Annotated in this window: 20 protein-coding genes; 10 read left to right on the forward strand and 10 right to left on the reverse strand. The window is 65.6% G+C overall.

Annotated elements, in window-relative coordinates:
- Positions 1 to 9 precede the first annotated feature (9 nt).
- The 5 genes from G6N68_RS13505 to G6N68_RS13525 form a co-directional block, all read right to left on the reverse strand.
- Positions 10 to 399, reverse strand: coding sequence for a nitroreductase family deazaflavin-dependent oxidoreductase (locus tag G6N68_RS13505; protein WP_163712857.1), 390 nt, complete (start codon positions 397 to 399; stop codon positions 10 to 12).
- A gap of 27 nt (positions 400 to 426) precedes the next feature.
- Entirely contained in the window at positions 427 to 621 is a 195-nt protein-coding gene (locus tag G6N68_RS13510) for a hypothetical protein (protein WP_163712860.1), read from the reverse strand.
- 90 nt (positions 622 to 711) lie between these two features.
- A complete protein-coding gene (locus G6N68_RS13515) occupies positions 712 to 1062 on the reverse strand; it encodes a hypothetical protein (RefSeq protein ID WP_163712862.1) in 351 nt (116 codons plus the stop codon).
- Between the two features lie 190 nt (positions 1063 to 1252).
- Complete coding sequence (lon, locus tag G6N68_RS13520) at positions 1253 to 3574, reverse strand: endopeptidase La (protein ID WP_163712865.1); 2322 nt, start codon at positions 3572 to 3574, stop codon at positions 1253 to 1255.
- Between the two features lie 141 nt (positions 3575 to 3715).
- Complete coding sequence (locus G6N68_RS13525; RefSeq protein WP_240355458.1) at positions 3716 to 4519, reverse strand: sulfite exporter TauE/SafE family protein; 804 nt, start codon at positions 4517 to 4519, stop codon at positions 3716 to 3718.
- 92 nt (positions 4520 to 4611) lie between these two features.
- Here G6N68_RS13525 and G6N68_RS13530 point away from each other — a divergent pair, with 92 nt between their 5' ends.
- Entirely contained in the window at positions 4612 to 5376 is a 765-nt protein-coding gene (locus G6N68_RS13530) for an AraC family transcriptional regulator (RefSeq protein ID WP_163712868.1), read from the forward strand.
- Here G6N68_RS13530 and G6N68_RS13535 read toward each other — a convergent pair whose 3' ends face one another.
- Entirely contained in the window at positions 5377 to 6615 is a 1239-nt protein-coding gene (locus G6N68_RS13535) for an alpha-hydroxy acid oxidase (protein WP_163712871.1), read from the reverse strand. It lies immediately after the preceding gene.
- Positions 6616 to 6659: 44 nt separating this feature from the next.
- On the opposite strand from G6N68_RS13535, the gene G6N68_RS13540 reads away from it, so the two are divergent.
- The gene (locus tag G6N68_RS13540; RefSeq protein ID WP_163712874.1) at positions 6660 to 7097 is read left to right on the forward strand and encodes a DUF1810 domain-containing protein; all 438 of its coding nucleotides are present in this window, start codon (positions 6660 to 6662) and stop codon (positions 7095 to 7097) included.
- A 4-nt stretch (positions 7098 to 7101) separates the two neighbouring features.
- Here the strand turns inward: G6N68_RS13540 and G6N68_RS13545 are convergent, their stop codons facing one another.
- The 3 genes from G6N68_RS13545 to G6N68_RS13555 are packed head-to-tail and all read right to left on the reverse strand — an operon-like array spanning position 7102 to position 9561.
- Positions 7102 to 8385 (reverse strand): alpha-amylase family glycosyl hydrolase, encoded by a 1284-nt coding sequence (locus G6N68_RS13545; protein WP_371871575.1) that lies wholly within the window; start codon positions 8383 to 8385, stop codon positions 7102 to 7104.
- 10 nt (positions 8386 to 8395) lie between these two features.
- A complete protein-coding gene (locus G6N68_RS13550; RefSeq protein WP_163712878.1) occupies positions 8396 to 8932 on the reverse strand; it encodes an alkyl hydroperoxide reductase in 537 nt (178 codons plus the stop codon).
- Positions 8933 to 8973: 41 nt separating this feature from the next.
- Positions 8974 to 9561: a peroxiredoxin gene (locus G6N68_RS13555; RefSeq protein WP_163712881.1), complete on the reverse strand. Its 588-nt coding sequence runs from the start codon at positions 9559 to 9561 to the stop codon at positions 8974 to 8976.
- Positions 9562 to 9663: 102 nt separating this feature from the next.
- Here G6N68_RS13555 and G6N68_RS13560 point away from each other — a divergent pair, with 102 nt between their 5' ends.
- Genes G6N68_RS13560 through G6N68_RS13575 form a run of 4 tightly spaced genes read left to right on the forward strand, consistent with a single transcriptional unit; the run spans position 9664 to position 12596 of the window.
- The gene (locus tag G6N68_RS13560; RefSeq protein WP_163712884.1) at positions 9664 to 10599 is read left to right on the forward strand and encodes a hydrogen peroxide-inducible genes activator; all 936 of its coding nucleotides are present in this window, start codon (positions 9664 to 9666) and stop codon (positions 10597 to 10599) included.
- A gap of 53 nt (positions 10600 to 10652) precedes the next feature.
- Positions 10653 to 11348, forward strand: a complete 696-nt coding sequence (locus G6N68_RS13565) for an EthD domain-containing protein (RefSeq protein WP_163712887.1) — start codon at positions 10653 to 10655, stop codon at positions 11346 to 11348.
- 13 nt (positions 11349 to 11361) lie between these two features.
- Positions 11362 to 11805 carry a TIGR03618 family F420-dependent PPOX class oxidoreductase gene (locus G6N68_RS13570; RefSeq protein ID WP_163712890.1) on the forward strand — a complete coding sequence of 148 codons (444 nt, stop codon included), beginning with the start codon at positions 11362 to 11364 and terminating at the stop codon, positions 11803 to 11805.
- 35 nt (positions 11806 to 11840) lie between these two features.
- Entirely contained in the window at positions 11841 to 12596 is a 756-nt protein-coding gene (locus tag G6N68_RS13575) for an enoyl-CoA hydratase/isomerase family protein (RefSeq protein ID WP_163712894.1), read from the forward strand.
- A 29-nt stretch (positions 12597 to 12625) separates the two neighbouring features.
- Here G6N68_RS13575 and G6N68_RS13580 read toward each other — a convergent pair whose 3' ends face one another.
- Positions 12626 to 12814: a (2Fe-2S)-binding protein gene (locus tag G6N68_RS13580; protein WP_163712898.1), complete on the reverse strand. Its 189-nt coding sequence runs from the start codon at positions 12812 to 12814 to the stop codon at positions 12626 to 12628.
- 269 nt (positions 12815 to 13083) lie between these two features.
- Between G6N68_RS13580 and bfr the strand changes: the two genes are divergently transcribed.
- The 4 genes from bfr to G6N68_RS13600 all read left to right on the forward strand — a co-directional run bounded on the left by bfr (position 13084) and on the right by G6N68_RS13600 (position 17715).
- Positions 13084 to 13563 (forward strand): bacterioferritin, encoded by a 480-nt coding sequence (gene bfr / locus G6N68_RS13585; RefSeq protein ID WP_163712924.1) that lies wholly within the window; start codon positions 13084 to 13086, stop codon positions 13561 to 13563.
- A gap of 165 nt (positions 13564 to 13728) precedes the next feature.
- Entirely contained in the window at positions 13729 to 15795 is a 2067-nt protein-coding gene (locus G6N68_RS13590; RefSeq protein ID WP_163712927.1) for an MDR family MFS transporter, read from the forward strand.
- A 38-nt stretch (positions 15796 to 15833) separates the two neighbouring features.
- Positions 15834 to 16328 carry a carboxymuconolactone decarboxylase family protein gene (locus G6N68_RS13595; protein WP_163712930.1) on the forward strand — a complete coding sequence of 165 codons (495 nt, stop codon included), beginning with the start codon at positions 15834 to 15836 and terminating at the stop codon, positions 16326 to 16328.
- A 40-nt stretch (positions 16329 to 16368) separates the two neighbouring features.
- On the forward strand, positions 16369 to 17715 hold the full coding sequence (locus tag G6N68_RS13600; RefSeq protein ID WP_163712932.1) for a type I glutamate--ammonia ligase: 1347 nt from the start codon (positions 16369 to 16371) through the stop codon (positions 17713 to 17715).
- The last annotated feature ends 3 nt before the right edge of the window (positions 17716 to 17718 follow it).

The raw sequence follows: 17718 nt of genomic DNA on the forward strand, positions 1-17718 counted from the left end.
GCCGCTATGTCAGTCCAGATCGACCCGGATGGTCAGTAGATCGGTGCCCATGGTCCGCACGCCCAGGTTGTTGAAGCGAGGCAGACTCCGCATCCGCTGCCACGGGTCGTCGTCGGGCAACAGATGCGCGGTTCCGGTGCGCCATTGGCCGCCGATACGTACCCGAACCCTCGGGTTGGCCTTGATGTTGTAGACGTAGTCCGAGTGCTCGCCGTGCTCGGAAACCATCCAAAACTGGCCGTCGATCACCTTGCCCCCGACGGCGGTACGGCGGGGCAGACCCGACTTGCGCCCAATGGTTTCGAGCAGGACGCCCGGCCCGCGCCGGCCAAGCGGGTTGACCACGTTGCGCTGGACGCGATGAACGAAACGTCTTTTCAAATCCTTGAATTCGGCCATCACCCGATTGTGCCGTATCGGCCAGGGTTATGCGGTTCGGCTTACGCGGGCCGCGGGACCGGGACGCCCACAATGCGCAACACCCATTCCCGCGGTGGACACCTTGCCCGGCACCGAACCGCTGAACCGGAAGGTGACCGGAACGAAGTCGGCGAGGTGGATCACGCCCTCGGGTTGGAGCTCGGCACGCAGGTCGGCGGGGAACTTGCCGATCCCCAGCATCCTGCGGATTATCACGGCATAGCTGAAGATCAAAGGACAGCCGCCCCCGGTGTGGAGGCGGCTGTCCTTGTTACCGCTACGGTCCTATCGCTACGTCGTGATGGCGACGAAAACACCGTCGGGCGTGAAGACGCCCCAGGCCCCTACGGAGGGGTTGAAGACGACGGGCAACGCAACGTTGGTGTTGGGCGCGACCCAGGTGGCGGGCAGTCCGTAGCTAACCGGGTCGTTGTAATGCCCAGGCGGTGGGAACCCGTGTTGGCCGGGCGGAAGTGGGGTGCCTGGCCCATTGCAGTTCACACCCGGCCCACCGGGACAAACCGGTCCGGGAATACCCGGTATGTTCGGATCTGCTTGTGCCACACCGGCACCCAGCCCGAACGCGCCGAGCGCGAAACCGCCGGCCATCGCCGCTCCTGCCGCAAATTTCTTCAGTGTCATCCTTGAACTCCTTGTCGCACAGACCGGTTGACCAGTCCCATTGACTTGTTGCCCGAATACGCCCTCATCGAGCGCGATGACCCCCTGACACGCCTTGGTTACCCGGTCGGCGCGAGCCGAAAACAACCGACCGCGCGTCGTTTTAGACCGCCGCGCCGCCGAGCCGTGTCCGCGACATTCTGAGCAGGAACTATGCGGCGACCGTCGCGCCTTCCGACACCGGCTCCAGCGCCTGGGTGACGATGTCGGCCACATCGGTCATCGGCTTGACGTCCAAGGCGTCCAGCACCTCGGCGGGCACGTCATCCAGGTCCGGCTCGTTGCGCGCCGGAATGAACACCGTGGTCAATCCGGCCCGCTGGGCCGCCAGCAGCTTCTGCTTGACGCCGCCGATGGGCAGCACCCGGCCGTTCAGCGTGACCTCACCGGTCATGCCGACGTCCGCACGGACCCGCCGTCCGGTCGCCATGGACACCAGGGCCGTCACCATCGTGACACCGGCGGACGGGCCGTCCTTGGGCACCGCGCCGGCCGGCACGTGTAGGTGGATTCGCCGGTCCAACGCCACGGGATCGACGCCCAACTGCGCGGCGTGCGAGCGCACGTAGGACAGCGCGATCTGCGCCGACTCCTTCATCACGTCACCGAGCTGACCGGTTAGTTGCAGCCCTGACTCACCGTCGGTGGCGTTGGCCTCGATGTAGAGGACGTCCCCGCCCATTCCGGTGACGGCCAGGCCCGTGGCCACACCGGGCACCGCCGTGCGCTCGGCAGACTCGGGCGTGAACCGTGGCCGGCCCAGGTAGCTGACCAGGTCGGGCTCGTCGATCGTCACCGGCTCGCTGTTCTCGGCCAGCTTGGTGGTGACTTTGCGTAACGCCTTCGCCAGCAACCGCTCGAACTGCCGCACACCCGGCTCGCGGGTGTAGTCGGCGGCGATCTTGCGCAGCGCCGCCTCGGTGACGGTGACGTCCTCTTCGGTCAACGCCGCCCGCTCCCGTTGCCGCGGCAGCAGGTAGTCACGTGCGATGGCCACCTTGTCGTCCTCGGTGTAGCCGTCGATCTCCACCAACTCCATGCGGTCCAGCAGGGCGGACGGAATGTTCTCGACCACGTTGGCGGTGGCCAGGAACACCACGTCGGACAGGTCGAGGTCCAGATCCAGGTAGTGGTCGCGGAACGTGTGGTTCTGCGCCGGGTCGAGCACCTCGAGCAGCGCGGCGCTCGGGTCACCCCGGTAGTCCGAACCGACCTTGTCGATTTCGTCAAGCAGCACAACGGGATTCATCGATCCCGCTTCGCCGATGGCGCGCACGATGCGGCCCGGTAGCGCGCCGACGTAGGTGCGCCGGTGCCCGCGGATCTCGGCCTCGTCGCGCACCCCGCCCAACGCGACGCGCACGAACTTGCGGCCCAGCGCCCGGGCGACACTCTCACCCAGCGATGTCTTACCGACGCCTGGGGGACCGGCCAGCACCATCACCGCACCCGACCCACGACCGCCGACGATCTGCAGCCCGCGCTGTGCCCGCCGGGCGCGCACGGCAAGGTACTCGACGATGCGGTCCTTGACGTCCTGCAGCCCGTGGTGGTCGGCGTCGAGGATGGCCCGCGCCGCCGCCAGGTCCGTCGAATCCTCGGTCTTGGTGTTCCACGGCAGGTCCAGCACCGTGTCCAGCCAGGTGCGGATCCAGCCGCTCTCCGGACTCTGGTCGCTGGCCCGTTCCAGCTTGCTCACCTCACGCAGGGCGGCCTCGCGCACCTTTTCGGGAAGGTCGGCGGCCTCCACGCGGGCCCGGTAGTCGTCAGACCCGTCGGGTTCGCCCTCGCCCAACTCCTTGCGGATGGCGGCCAGCTGTTGACGCAGCAGGAACTCCTTCTGCGTCTTCTCCATGCCCTCGCGCACCTCTTCGGCGATCTTGTCGTTGACCTCGACTTCGGCCAGGTGATCGCCGGTCCACTTGATCAGGATGCGCAGCCGTTCGGCGACATCGGCGGTTTCCAGCAGCTGCCGCTTCTGCACACCGCTCAGGTACGACGCGTATCCCGACGTGTCGGCCAGCGCCGACGGGTCGGTCAGGCTGTTGACGTAGTCGATGATCTGCCAGGCCTCACGGCGCTGCAGCATCGCCAGCAGCAGCTTCTTGTATTCGGCGGCCAGCGACTTGACCTCGTCGGTGATTTCGGCTTGCGGGACTTCGGTCACCTCGACCCACAACGCGGCGCCCGGTCCGGTTGCCCCGGAACCGATGTGCGCACGCCGCTCGCCTCGCACGACGGCGGCCATGCCACCGCCGGCGATCCGACCGACCTGCACGATCTTTGCCAGCACACCGTAGGTGGGGTAGCGGTCCTCGAGCCGGGGCGCGATCAGCAATTGCCCCGAATCGCTGGCCCGAGCGGCGTCGATCGCCGCCTGTGCTGCGTCGTCGAGCTCGATCGGCACGACCATTCCGGGCAGCACGATGGTGTCGGTGACGAACAGCACGGGCACTGATATGGCATCAGCCATTTGATCCTCCAAAAGTTAAGTCTGTTCGGCTCAACCCTGGATCGCCCGCATTTGTTCCCGCACCCCACCCGACCCGCCGAGCAGCCGCAAAACCGCTGGATACCGGCGGAATCGGGGACTTTTGTGCCTGCTCGCGGGTGTCTAGGTGACCAACATCGCAATCAAGACCACTGCCAGCAGGACCAGATAGGCAATGGCGTGGACTCGATCCGACATGCATCCGGCGAGAACTCGCTTGGTGAGCGCGATGGTCGGCACCGACCCAGCCAGAAGGGCCGCCGCGGCGACCACGCTGACATAGCCGATCTGGCCCGCCTGGGACATCTCCGGATTCGCAATGGCGTAGACGACCGTCGCGGTGACAGCGACGGGCACGCTCATCGGATTTGCCATTGCGGTGGCGTCGGCCATGGCAACGCCCCTTCGCCGCAACAGCGGAACCGTGATAACACTCCCGCCGACACCGAGAACTCCTGCCACAGCGCCGATTCCGATGCCACCGAAAGTTGACGTTGCTGCCGGGAGCGGCTTTTCATCCTGGGTGCCATCCCGCGTGCCGAGAAATCCCTTCCGGACAATGCTGTCGATAAGGGTCGCGGCAATGTAAACGACGAACAAAATGCGCAGCAGTTTCTCGGGCGCCCAGTTGGCCGCGACCGCACCCAGCGCCGCACCTAGTGCGATGAAAGCCACTATGGGCCAGAGGTATTCGCTGCGAAGACGCCCCTGCCGGGCGCTGGCGACGGTCGCCGATGACGCATTGACCACCATGATCGCGGTAGAAGTGGCAACGGCAACGTGCATTGCGTCGACACCGCCTGCGGACCCGCCCACCGCGGCGTACACCGCGGGCACCGTGACAAAGCCGCCGCCGAAACCGAAAAGCACCGTAGTGAGCCCGGTAACAAATCCGACGGCGACAAGCATGACAACGAAACCGGCCACGCTGGTCACGGTAGGTTTCCACCCATGTGGCGCACAATCTTTATTCCGTCATAAAGCATTGATTTTGCGCCACTGATCGCTATCGTTTAGCAGTGCGGAACGTTGCGCTGGCCGATGTCGACGCCGTCGATCGTCCGGTGCTGGCGATCGGGACGGACTATCCGCCGCATTACCTGTTGAAATTTCACCGGCATCGCCGCGCGCAGTTCCTCTACGCCGCGACCGGGATCATGCTGGTCGACACTGCAGGGGCGAGCTGGACGGTGCCGACGCACCGGGCGGTGTTGATCCCCCCGGGCGTCGACCACCAAGTGCTGATGGACGACGTCAGCACGCGCAGCCTCTATATCGAACCCTTGGCTGTGCCGTGGTTTCCGAACAGGTGCCAAGTGGTCGACGTAGCGCCGCTGCTGCGGGCGCTGCTTCTCGCCGCGGTGGAACTGCCGGCCGAGTACGACCGCCATGGCCGCGACGGCGCATTGGTCGAGCTGATCCTGCACGAGATTCAATCCCTGACGGCGCTGCCGTTCGAACTACCGATGCCCCATCGAGACGATCTACGGGGCCAATGCCAGCGGTTCGCGTCGGCGCCCAGCATCCAGGAGATACCAACGCAGTGGGCGAAGGCGCTCGGCGTCAGCACCCGGACCTTCAACCGAATCTTCCGAGCCGAAACGGGCCTGACCTTCCAACAGTGGCGGCAGCGGGCCTGTGTCCGGCACGCCATTCGCCTGCTCGCCACGGGAAGCACCGTCACGCAGGTAGCCGCCACACTGGGCTATGACACTCCCGCGGCCTTTTCGACAATGTTCACCAAGAGCGTTGGAACTGCGCCGAAGTCTTTCCGCCGCTGGTGATTACGTCTCGACGGGTCCCAGCCGACGCAATTGCGTGACGTGCTTGGGCGACAACTCCTGCAGACAGGTGACGCCGAGCAGTGCCATCGTGCGGGTGATGCCGCTCTCGAGGATCGCGATCGCGCGCCTGACCCCGGCTTCGCCGCCGGCCATCAACCCGTACAGGTAGGCGCGCCCAATCAGGGTGCAGCGCGCTCCCAGCGCGATGGCCGCGACGATGTCGGCGCCGGACATGATGCCGGTGTCGATGAGGATCTCGGTGTCCTTGCCGAGTTCCCGCGCTACCAATGGCAGCAGGTGAAAGGGCACCGGGGCTCGATCGAGTTGTCGGCCACCGTGATTCGACAAGACGATGCCCTCGACACCGCGATCCACCACCGCGCGAGCGTCGTCCAGCGTCTGGATTCCCTTGACGACGAGCTTGCCCGGCCAGCGCGACTTGATCCACACCAGGTCGTCGAAGGTGACGCTGGGATCGAACACCGTGTTCAGGTATTCGCCGACGGTGCCCGACCAGCGATCGAGCGAGGCGAACGACAGCGGTTCGGTGGTCAGCAGATCGAACCACCAGTGCGGATGCGGCACCGCGTCGAGCACGGTACGCAGGGTCAGCGCCGGCGGAATCGTCATCCCGTTGCGGACATCGCGCAACCGCGCACCGGCCACGGGGACGTCGACGGTCACCAGAAGCGTGTCGAAACCGGCGTCGGCCGCACGCTGCACCAGCTCCATCGAGCGTTCCCGATCGCGCCACATGTAGAGCTGGAACCATTTGCGGCCCTGCGGAGCCGCCGCGACGACATCTTCGATCGAGCTGGTCGCCAGGGTGGACAAGGAGAACGGAATCCCGGCGGCCGCGGCCGCCCGCGCTCCGGCGATCTCACCTTCGGTGTGCATCAAGCGGGTGAACCCCGTCGGCGCGATGCCGAACGGCATCACCACGGGCTGGCCCAGGACATTCCACCCCGCAGTGATATTGGTGACGTCGCGCAGGATCGTGGGGTGAAACTCGATGTCGCGGAACGCTTGTCGGGCGCGTTGCAGCGACAGCTCGTCCTCGGCGGCACCGTCGGTGTAGTCGAAGGCCGCCTTGGGGGTGCGGCGTTGGGCGATGCGACGCAGATCCTCGATGGTCAGCGCGGCATCCAGACGCCGCTTGGTTCGATTGAATTCGGGCCGCTTCAACCGCACCAGTGGCGCCAGGTCGCGGACCCGGGGTATCCGTCGTTCGACCGCCATCAGCTGATCTAACCAGTGCGGACCTGTGGTGAGATGGAGGTGATATGGAATCGACGGATGACCCCTTCAACCTGAAGCGATTCGTGGACGCGCAATCGCGGGTTTACCACCAGGTGTTGGATGAGTTGCGCGCCGGACGAAAGCGCACGCACTGGATGTGGTTCGTCTTCCCGCAGCTGCGCGGGCTGGGTAGTAGCACGATGGCGGAGCACTACGGCATCTCCTCGCTCGAGGAGGCTCGCGCGTATCTCGAGCACGAGGTGCTCGGACCGCGGCTGCACGAATGCGCGCGGCTGGTCAACCAGGTACAGGGCCGCTCGATCGTCGAAATCATGGGCGCGCCCGACGACCTCAAGCTCGCATCCTCGATGACCCTGTTCTCCCGCGCCACCGACGACAACGAGGACTTTCGCGCGGTCCTCGCCAAGTACTACGGCGGGGGAGAAGACCGACGCACCGTGGCCCGGCTCACGTTCAGATAGGCGCTCAGATAGGACGCAATATTCGCCAGCCCTGAGACTCGACCACCACCTCGTCCACCACCTCTTGCGGCGGCGCGGTCGATCCGGCGATTACCTCGACCTGGGTCGTGCCCAGATCAGCGCCGGTCAAATGCAACGGCTTGTCATCGATGTTCAGCGCCACCACCAAGGAGTCGGTCCCTGATTGGCTCTGGTAGACGTAACTGCGGTTTTCCAACTTGAGCGCGCGGGTTGACGCACCGTGCAGCCACGGGTGCCGGCGACGAAGGCCGATGAGGTACCGATGCAGCTCCAAAATATCCGCGCCGCGGTCATCTAAAGGTAGTGGGGGAGACCCGAATTCCGGACGCACCGCGTCGTCGCCGCCGTACCGCTCTTCCTTGACACCGCGAAACCCGAACTCGTCGCCCGCGTACACGCTGGGAACGCCGCCCACTGTCAGTAACAGCACCAGCGCGTGCGCCAGGTGCGCGGGATGGTCGAGCCGGCTCGCGATCCGGGTGACGTCGTGGTTTCCGACGAAGGTCAGCGGCGCAAAGGAGCGCAGAAAGTCGTTGTGCCGCTGCAGCGCCCAGTCCAGCTCGAAGAAGTTCCCGTCGTTGAGGCTGCTCCAGATCGCTTTCCACAACTCGTATTGGGTGGCCGAGTCGAACCGGGTGGCCTCCACGATGACCGCGTAGTCGCCGTGAATCAGCTCGCCGACGAACCAGGCGTCCGGATGCCGCTGCCGCACCCGGGGCAGAACGGTGGCCCAGAAGTGTTGCGGGACGGCGTAGGCCGCGTCCAGGCGCCAACCATCTGCACCGCGCCCCAGCCAGTGCGACATGACGTCGACAACGTAGTCGGCCACCTCGGGGTTGTCGTGGTTGAGGGTGAGGAGCTCGCCGTGGCCCTCGAATGTGCCCCCACTCAACCAGCCTTCCCGCCGTTCGAAGTCCAGGCCGACGTGGTTGAACACACCGTCCAGCAATACCCGTAAGCCCCGGCGATGCGCCTCCTCGACCAAGTGGTCGAAGTCGGCGGCATCACCGAGGCGTGGGTCGATGCGGTAATGGTCGGTGGTGTCGTAACCGTGTGTGCGCGAGGCAAAGATCGGGCCGAGCGCAATGCCCGAGACCCCGAGCTCGATCGCGTGGTCAAACCAGTCGACGATCCGACGGAGCCGGTGTTGGCCGGGATCGGGTGGTTCATCCGAGGGAAAAACACCGACGAAACCCAGTGGATACACCTGCCACCAGATCGCGTGCTCTACCCAGGACGGACCGACCCCGGCCACGACGCGGTTCACCAAGCGAACGTTAGCCTACGGGCGCCAGGATCTCTGCAGCAGTGATCGCTTGCGCCACGCCAGAAACGATGGCCGCGGCCTTCAACGCTTCCAGCACGGCCTCGCGTTCGACGCCCGCTTCACGCAACGCGTGCTCGTGGGCCACCATGCAGTGCGAACAGCCGTTGATCGAGGACACGGCGAAGGACCAGAGCTCGAAATTGGCCTTGTTCACACCCGGATTGGCGATGACGTTCATCCGCAAACCGGGCCGGAGGTCGTCGTATTTGCCCTCGAGGAAGCCGCGACCGCGGTAGAACACGTTGTTCATCGCCATGATGGAGGCCGCCGCCAGCGCCGCCTGATACGCCTCGGCGGACAGGTTGTCCGCCGCTTCGGCACCGATTTCGCTGAGCACCTGGGCGTTTCGAGTTGCCGCGGCACTGGCGAGCAGGGTGCCCCACAGTTGCTCCTCGTTGAGGACAGTGCTGCGGGTGATGGACCCCAAGTTGAGCTTGAGGTCCTTCGCGTACTCCGGCAATGCTGTCTTGAGATTTTCTACACTCATGTCTTCTCCAGTCCTAACGACGGCTCCGGCACTAGCGACAGCTACGCCGAAGCCTTGAGCAGTTCGCCGGCGTTCAGCGTCGGGTCACCCTTGCGCCAGTTGCACGCGCACAACTCGTCGGACTGCAGTGCGTCCAGCACGCGCAGCACCTCGTCCACGTTGCGGCCCACGGAACCCGCGGTCGCCGAAACGAATTGAATCTCGTTGTTCGGGTCGACGATAAACGTCACTCGGTCCGCCACGCCGTCCTTGTTGAGCACGCCGGTCGCGGTAACAAGCTCGCGCTTGATGTCCGAAAGCATCGGGAACGGCAGCCTTTTCAGGTCCTCGTGCTGCACTCGCCACTGGAAGTGGACGAACTCACTGTCGATCGAGACACCGAGAACCTGGGTGTCGCGGTCTTCGAATTCGTCATTAAGCTTGCCGAAAGCCGCAATCTCCGTCGGGCAAACGAAGGTGAAGTCCTTCGGCCAGAAGAAGATGACCCGCCACTTACCCTCGTAGTCGTCGCTGGAGATGGTGGTGAAGTAGTCGCCCGGCTCCTTGGCGTCGACCTTGGACAGGTCACCACCGATCAGTGCGGTCAGGTTGTAGGCGGGGAACTGGTCGCCGATGGTCAACAGTGACATGGCTCTCCTTTACTGGATTCATTCAAGATTAGGTTTGTACCACCCATAGTGCCGTTAATTTGCCGAGAAGTAAAGGTGATTTATGGCACTACACTGATAGGTATGACCGATAAGACTTTTCAACCCACCCTGGCCGGACTGCGCGCCTTCGTCGCAGTCGCGGAGAAGCAGCATTTCGGCGGTGCGGCAACAAGTCTCGGGGTAAGCCAGTCGACCCTGTCGCAGGCATTGGCGACGCTGGAATCGGGCCTCGGGACCCAGCTCGTGGAGCGATCTACCCGCCGTGTCCAGGCGACCGCCGAAGGGACGCAACTGCTGCCCCTCGCCCGTGCGGTGCTCGATGCCGCCGAGTCATTCACCGCCGCCGCCGCAGGGGTGTCCGACCCGCTGCAGGGGACCGTCCGGTTGGGCCTCATCCCCACCGTGGCGCCTTACGTGCTGCCGACGGTGTTGGCCGGCCTGCGGCGGCGCCTCCCCGAGCTGACGGTGCGCGTGATCGAAGACCAGACCGAACGTCTGCTCGCGTTCCTGCGGGACGGGGCGCTGGACGCGGCCTTGATCGCATTGCCGGCCGATACCCCCGGGATAAGGGAAGTGCCGATCTATGAAGAGGATTTCGTGCTGACCCTGCCGCCCGGGCATCCGCTGGCGGGGAAGCGTCGGGTGCCGTCGGCGGTGTTGTCCGAGCTGCCACTGCTGTTGCTCGACGAGGGTCATTGCCTACGCGATCAGGCCTTGGAGGTGTGCCAGAAGGCCGGCGTGCGGGCCGAACTCGCCGACACCCGCGCGGCTTCGCTGGCGACCGCCGTCCAGTGCGTGAGCGGCGGGTTGGGCGTCACGCTGATACCCGAAAGCGCGGTGGCGGTGGAAACCGCACGTAGCGGTGTCGGACTGGCCCATTTCGCGCCACCTCGTCCGGGCCGCCGAATCGGGCTGGTGTTTCGGTCTTCCAGTGGCCGCGAGGAGGCCTACCGGCGGCTCGCCGAGATCATCGGGGAACTGATCAGCAGCGAACAGCAGGTACGGCTCGTCACGTAGCGGTACCTCGTCACATAACGGTGCCGTTTTCCGGCGGCGGTAGGTTCAGCCCTATGGAAAAGGTGATCGCCGTGCTCCGGCGGGCAGATGCCGACGACGAGTGGTGCGCCCGGCAGCGGGGGCCGGTCGCCGAGGCGCTGTTGGCGGCGGGCGTGCCCGGGCTGACGGTGAACGTCCGCGACAGCGCGGTGCGCCACTCGCTGATGACACTGACGACGCTCGATCCGCCGGTGGCAGCCGTGGTCAGCCTGTGGACACAGCAGTGCTACGGCGAACAGACGGCCGCCGCGCTGCGCCTGCTCGCCGGCGAATGCGAGCGGTTCGCCGCGTATCTGGTGACCGAGTCGGTACCCCTGCCCGCACCGCTTGAAATTGGCTCGCGCACAACCGGCTTAGCGAACATCGCGTTGCTGCGCCGGCCCGCGGAACTGGACCAGGCGACCTGGCTGGACCGTTGGCAGCTCAACCACACGCAGGTGGCCATCGATACGCAGTCGACGTTCGGCTATACCCAGAATTGGGTGGTACGAGCCCTCACCCCGGATGCACCGGGAATCGCCGGCATTGTCGAGGAGTTGTTCCCCATCGAGGCGGTCTCCGACATCAAGGCCTTCTTCGGGGCCGCTGACGACGGCGACCTGCAAGACCGGATCGGCCGGATGGTCGCCAGCACAACTGCATTCGGCGCGAACGAGAACATCGACACCGTGCCGACCAGCCGTTACGTGTTCAAGCACCCATTCAGCTGAGCGAGGACCCCTAATGACAACACTCGACGAAGCCGTGGCGCTGGCCTCGGGCGAGAACGGACTAGCCGTCGTGTCCACCGTGCGCGCCGACGGCACCGTGCAGGCTTCGCTGGTCAACGTCGGGCTGGTGCCGCATCCCGACGGCGGCCAACCGGTGCTGGGATTCACCACTTACGGCAAGGTCAAGCTCGCCAATCTGCGCGCACGCCCGCAACTCGCCGTCACGTTTCGCAAGGGCTGGCAGTGGGCGACCGTCGAAGGCCGCGCCGAACTGGTCGGGCCCGACGACGCCCAGCCGTGGCTGTCCGACCCCGACCAGTTGCGGCTGCTACTGCGCGAGGTCTTCACCGCGGCCGGCGGCACCCACGACGACTGGGACGAGTACGACCGGGTCATGTCCGCCGAGCGTCGTGCCGTGGTGCTGATCGCGCCCACCCGGGCGTACAGCAACGGCTGACCGCGGCCCGCAGACGCAACGGTAGGTTGCATGCTGTGACGCTGCTCATCGATGACGAAAACCGCGTGCGCACCCTGACGCTGAACCGGCCCGAGGCGCTCAACGCCTTCAACGAAGCCCTGTACGACGCCACCACACAGGCGCTGTTGGACGCCGCCGACGATCCGGACGTCGCGGTGGTGCTGTTGACCGGCAGCGGTCGCGGGTTCAGCGCCGGTACCGACCTGACCGAGATGCAGGCCCGCATCACCGACCCGAACTTCGCCGAAGGCAAATACGGGTTCCGCGGCCTCGTCGACGCGCTCGCCAGGTTCCCCAAGCCGTTCATCTGCGCCGTCAACGGTGTGGGCCTGGGGATCGGCGCCACCATCCTGGGCTACGCCGACCTTGCGTTCATGTCGTCGACGGCCCGGCTGAAATGCCCGTTCACCAGCCTCGGGGTGGCGCCCGAAGCGGCGTCGTCGTATCTCCTACCGCGGCTGGTCGGACGGCAGAACGCCGCCTGGATGTTGCTGTCCTCGGAGTGGATCGACGCGCAGGAGGCGTTGCGCATGGGCCTGGTATGGCGAGTCTGCGCTCCCGAGGAGCTACTGCCCGAGGCCCGCCGCCACGCTGAAATTATTGCCGCACAACCTATCTCGAGCCTGATGGCAGTCAAGCACACGATGATGGAACCCATTCGTCCTGGTATCGCCGCCGCCACCGAGCGAGAAAACGCCCACTTCGCCGAGTTGATGGGCGCGCAGGCCAACGCCGCGGCGCTATCGGAATTCAGTAACCGGCAGCGCTGAACCGCTGAATCGAGGCCAGTCGGAAGGATCTAGTGCGCCGAAGCGGCATCAAGTTGGTTGGCGGCGGCAGCGATGATCGCCCGCAGCGTCCGTCGACAACGGCCGCAGTCCGAACCCGCGCCGCACGCGGCGGCAATTTCTTTGGAGGTCGACGCGCCACGAGCGACAGCGTCACAAACCGTCTGGCTTGTGGCACCGACGCACAGGCAGACGTACATCAGGGACTCCCCGCCGGACGCACGCTCATAGGCCGCATATTAGCGGAGTCTAACCTAAGTAGGTTAGTGGACGCTAACCTAAGTTCGTCACAGCGCGGCGCCAATTTCCGTATGGATGGCGCGCCGACCAGCAAGTAAGGCTGGGCTGTCCCGCCATTACTGCACTAAATTTGGATTCGGCACGCAACAGTGCCGCGGTAACCCAGCATGGTGCGCTCCAGCCCGGCTCACCTGCTGCGGTCAGACAACTTCACACCGTAGGAGGGATCATGCAAGGTGATCCGGATGTTTTGCGGCTACTTAACGAACAGCTGACCAGCGAGCTCACCGCTATCAACCAGTATTTTCTGCACTCGAAGATGCAGGACAACTGGGGTTTCACCGAGCTTGCCAAGAAGACCCGCGAGGAGTCTTTCGACGAGATGCGGCATGCCGAGGCGATCACCGATCGGATTTTGTTGCTCGATGGATTGCCCAACTACCAGCGGCTCTTCTCGGTACGCATCGGACAGACGCTGCGGGAACAGTTCGAAGCGGATCTGGCCATCGAATACGAGGTACTCGACCGCCTGAAACCCGGCATCATCATGTGCCGCGAAAAGCAGGACAGCACCAGCGCCACCCTGCTTGAGGGAATCGTGGCCGACGAGGAATCGCACATCGACTACCTGGAGACTCAGCTGGAGCTGATGGACAAGCTGGGCGAGGAGCTCTACTCGGCCCAGTGCGTTTCGCGGCCGCCATCCTGATCGCCGCCCCACCACCGCGGCGTTGAGACTGCGCCTAGGGCGACAAAGACCGAGTAGCGACCGCCCAAAGCGCAGCCTCATCACGAGATGGACCCGCCTCAGCGCGAGCCCGTTGACGGCGCACGCCGGCGACGGCGTGCGTCCCGTCTAGACTGCTAACCCGACGTGACCCTTGCTACCCCAGACGCAGACCTGGCTCCCAGCGCGCTGATCAGCCCGCAGCGGCGGAATTTCATCTTCCTGGCGATCGTGCTCGGAATGCTGCTCGCGGCGTTGGATCAGACGATCGTTGCGACGGCGCTGCCGACCATCGTCGCCGATCTCGGCGACGCCGGTCACCAATCCTGGGTGGTCACCAGCTACCTGCTGGCGTCAACGGTCACTACCGCGCTCGCCGGCAAACTCGGCGACGTATTCGGCCGCAAGCGCGTATTTCAGGCCGCGGTCCTGTTTTTCATTGCGGGATCGGTGCTGTGCGGGCTTGCGCATTCGATGACCATGCTGGTGGCGTCGCGTGCCCTGCAGGGCGTCGGCGGGGGCGGGATCACCGTCACGGCGAGCGCGCTGATCGGTGAAGTCGTCCCGCTCCGCGAACGGGGCCGCTACCAGGGAATTCTCGGCGGCGTGTTCGGCGTGACCACGGTCGTCGGCCCGCTGCTCGGCGGCTACTTCACCGACTACCTGACCTGGCGTTGGGCCTTCTGGATCAACGTGCCGGTTTCGGTGATCGTCATATGCGTTGCCGCGGCGGCCATCCCGGCGCTGACCGCGACCACCAAGCCGGTCATCGACTACGTCGGGATCGTGCTCATCGGCCTCGGCGCTTCCGCGCTGACCCTGGCCACCAGCTGGGGCGGCACCCGATACGCGTGGAGTTCGCCGACGATCATCGGACTGTTCGTCGGCTCGGCTCTCACGCTGGGCCTGTTCGCATGGGTGGAAACTCGCGTCAGCCAACCGATCTTGCCGACCCGGCTGTTCGGCAGCCCGGTTTTCACCGTGTGCTGCGTGCTCTCCTTCGTCGTGGGCTTCGCGATGCTGGGCGCCATGACCTTCCTGCCGACGTACATGCAGTACGTCAACGGTGTCTCGGCCACGACGTCGGGCTTGCGCACCCTTCCGATGGTGGTCGGCATGCTGATCACGTCGACCGGTAGCGGCACCCTGGTGGGCCGGACCGGCCGGTACAAGATCTTTCCGGTCACCGGAACGGCGTTGATGGCGTTCGCATTTCTGCTGATGTCACGGATGGACGCCTCGACCTCGGCGGTGCTGCAGTCGCTCTACCTGTTCATCCTGGGTGCCGGCATCGGCCTGTCCATGCAGGTGCTGGTCCTGATCGTGCAGAACACGTCGAACTTCGAAGATCTGGGCGTGGCCACCTCGGGGGTGACGTTCTTCCGCACGATCGGCAGTTCGTTCGGCGCGGCCATCTTCGGCTCGCTGTTCGTGAACTTTCTCGACAGCAGGCTCGACCGCGCGATAGCGGCCACCGGTGTCTCCGCCGACGCGGTCAGTTCTCCGGGAGCGTTGCACCGCCAGCCCGACTCGGTCTCCGGCCCGATCGTTGCGGCCTACGCCGAATCGCTCTCCCAGGTCTTTCTCTGGGCGGCTCCGGTCGCCGTGCTGGGTTTCGTGCTGGCACTGCTCCTGCGCGAGGTGCCGCTGCGGGAAATCCACAACAGCGCAATAGATCTGGGTGACGGGTTCGGCATGCCGTCCTCCGAGACTCCGGAACGGTTGCTGGAGAACGCGATCGCGCGCATGCTGCGCGGCGATCCCGGAGTTCGCCTGCGCAGCATCGCGATGCGGCCCGACTGCCGGCTGGACGTCGCCGGGCTCTGGGGAGTGCTGCGCGTCAATCGCTACGGCCAGTTCTTTGGAACCGCCCGGCTCACCGACATCAGCGAACACCTGCGGGTGCCGTTCGAGGTGCTCGAACCCACCTTCGCCCGGCTGGTCGCGTCCGGCTACGTGCGCCGCGACGGGGACCGGATGTGGCTGACCCCGGCCGGGAAGGCGCAGGTCGATTACGTCTACTCGCTGCTGCTGAACTGGATCATCGACAAGCTGGCCAGATCACCGGAGTTCGCCGGCCGCCCCGATCGGCGCGACGTCGAAGCCGCGCTGCAGCGCGTCGCCTACCGTGTTCTGACGCAACGTGATTGGGGCGACGACACTCCGACGAAAGTCCTACCGAAGGCCGTTGCGACGGAAACTTTGCGGACTTAGCTCGTCGGCGTCTTCGGGGCGGGCGTAGCATCTCGCCCATGAGCCGAATCGGAGCGTTTGCTGACGACGATGTCGCCAGCTGGGTCTTGAAATCCCCTCAACTCGGCGGCGCGCTCGCCAATTTCAGCCGGGCGGTGTACAGCGAAAACCGGCTGCCGCTGCGCACGCGTGAACTCGCCCGCGCGGTGATCGCCAACGAGAACGAATGCATCGTCTGCGTCAACACCCGCGACGCCGACGGGCCCGCCGCGGGCGTGGACGAGGAGCTGTACGACCACGCAACCGAGTGGCGCACCTGGTCCGGCTACAGCGACCAAGAGCGGCTGGCCGCCGAATTCGCGTACCGGTTCGCCACCGACCACAAGGGGCTGCGCGACGACGAAGACTTCTGGACGCGCATCAACGAACACTTCTCCGAGGAGTTGCTCGCCGACCTGGCGCTGTCCTGCGCGCTGTGGGTGGGCATGGGCCGCGTCCTGCGGACCCTCGACATCGGTCAGGCCTGCAAGCTGACCCTGCCCAGCCGCGCATAGCGGCCGGGCCAGCGATCGAGCCTCAGGGAGAATCGCTGCCATGCCAGCCACACCGCTTGCGGCCGCGGCGATAGCGCAACTGGAAGCCGAGGGCGTCGACACTGTCATCGGCACCGTCGTGAATCCGGCCGGACTCACCCAGGCCAAGACGGTGCCCATCCGGCGCACCAACACCTTCGCCAAACCGGGCCTGGGGGCCAGCCCTTCTTGGCATGCCTTCGCCATCGATCAGAGCGGTATCGCTTTCACCGACGACGTCGGGGTGGTCGGCGACCAGCGTCTGCGCATCGATCTGTCCGCACTGCGCATCGTCGGAGAGGGCCTGGCGTGGGCCCCGGCGTCATTCTTCTATCAGGACGGCACACCCGTGCCCGCGTGCAGCCGCGGCACGCTGCGCCGCGTCGAAACCGCGCTCACCGAGGCCGGCATCGATGCCGTCATCGGCCATGAGCTCGAGTTTCTACTCGTCGCGCCGGACGGATCCCGTTTGCCCTCGATAATGTGGGCACAGTACGGACTCGCCGGTGTCCTCGAGCACGAAGCCTTCGTGCGGGACGTCATCTCGACGGCCACCACGGCCGGGGTCACGATCGAGCAATTCCACCCGGAATACGGGGTCAACCAGTTCGAAATCTCCCTGGCGCCGCTGCCCCCGCTAGCTGCGGCCGACCAGCTGGTGCTCACCAAGATCATCATCAGCCGCGCCGCCCGTCGCCATGGAATGCGCGTGAGCCTGTCGCCGGCGCCCTTCGCCGACGGCGTCGGATCCGGAGCCCACCAGCACTTCTCGCTGACCACCCCGGAGGAGCGGTTGTTTTCCGACGACGCCGGCGGCATGACGACGGTCGGGGAGGCGGCGGTGGCGGGCGTGCTGAGCGGACTGCACCAGGCCCAGGGCATCCTCTGCGGGTCAATAGTGTCCGGGTTGCGCATGCTCCCGGGCAATTGGGCCGGGGCCTATGTCTGCTGGGGCACCGAAAACCGAGAGGCCGCAGTGCGTTTCATCAGAGGCGGCACGGGTTCCCAGTATGGCGGCAACATCGAAGTCAAGGTGATCGACCCGTCGGCCAACCCGTACCTGGCATCGGCGGCGATCCTCGGGCTGGCGCTGGAGGGAATCCGGCGCCGGGCGGTGCTGCCTCCGGAGACCACGATCGATCCGGCGAAGCTGTCCGACGCTGATCGCGCCAATGCCGGGACCACGCTGCTCCCCGAGGCTCAAGCCGACGTGATTGCAGCACTGGATGATTCCGCGCTGATGCGGGAAATCCTGGGCGATGCGGTGGTCGACCTCGTCGTGTCGGTTCGGCGTATGGAGCACGACCGCTACGCCGACCTTTCTCCCGAGCAGCTGGCCGACAAATTCCGCATGGCCTGGAGCCTTTGACCG

It is taken from the genome of Mycobacterium bourgelatii (assembly GCF_010723575.1).
GTDB lineage: Bacteria > Actinomycetota > Actinomycetes > Mycobacteriales > Mycobacteriaceae > Mycobacterium > Mycobacterium bourgelatii.

Excerpts from the sequence above, each read along its gene's own strand:
- G6N68_RS13505 (WP_163712857.1), bottom strand. The coding sequence starts at position 399 with ATGGCCGAATTCAAGGATTTGAAAAGACGTTTCGTTCATCGCGTCCAG.
- G6N68_RS13510 (WP_163712860.1), bottom strand. The coding sequence starts at position 621 with ATGCTGGGGATCGGCAAGTTCCCCGCCGACCTGCGTGCCGAGCTCCAA.
- G6N68_RS13515 (WP_163712862.1), bottom strand. The coding sequence starts at position 1,062 with ATGACACTGAAGAAATTTGCGGCAGGAGCGGCGATGGCCGGCGGTTTC.
- lon (WP_163712865.1), bottom strand. The coding sequence starts at position 3,574 with ATGGCTGATGCCATATCAGTGCCCGTGCTGTTCGTCACCGACACCATC.
- G6N68_RS13535 (WP_163712871.1), bottom strand. The coding sequence starts at position 6,615 with ATGGCGGTCGAACGACGGATACCCCGGGTCCGCGACCTGGCGCCACTG.
- G6N68_RS13540 (WP_163712874.1), top strand. The coding sequence starts at position 6,660 with ATGGAATCGACGGATGACCCCTTCAACCTGAAGCGATTCGTGGACGCG.
- G6N68_RS13550 (WP_163712878.1), bottom strand. The coding sequence starts at position 8,932 with ATGAGTGTAGAAAATCTCAAGACAGCATTGCCGGAGTACGCGAAGGAC.
- G6N68_RS13555 (WP_163712881.1), bottom strand. The coding sequence starts at position 9,561 with ATGTCACTGTTGACCATCGGCGACCAGTTCCCCGCCTACAACCTGACC.
- G6N68_RS13560 (WP_163712884.1), top strand. The coding sequence starts at position 9,664 with ATGACCGATAAGACTTTTCAACCCACCCTGGCCGGACTGCGCGCCTTC.
- G6N68_RS13565 (WP_163712887.1), top strand. The coding sequence starts at position 10,653 with ATGGAAAAGGTGATCGCCGTGCTCCGGCGGGCAGATGCCGACGACGAG.
- G6N68_RS13570 (WP_163712890.1), top strand. The coding sequence starts at position 11,362 with ATGACAACACTCGACGAAGCCGTGGCGCTGGCCTCGGGCGAGAACGGA.
- G6N68_RS13580 (WP_163712898.1), bottom strand. The coding sequence starts at position 12,814 with ATGTACGTCTGCCTGTGCGTCGGTGCCACAAGCCAGACGGTTTGTGAC.
- bfr (WP_163712924.1), top strand. The coding sequence starts at position 13,084 with ATGCAAGGTGATCCGGATGTTTTGCGGCTACTTAACGAACAGCTGACC.
- G6N68_RS13595 (WP_163712930.1), top strand. The coding sequence starts at position 15,834 with ATGAGCCGAATCGGAGCGTTTGCTGACGACGATGTCGCCAGCTGGGTC.
- G6N68_RS13600 (WP_163712932.1), top strand. The coding sequence starts at position 16,369 with ATGCCAGCCACACCGCTTGCGGCCGCGGCGATAGCGCAACTGGAAGCC.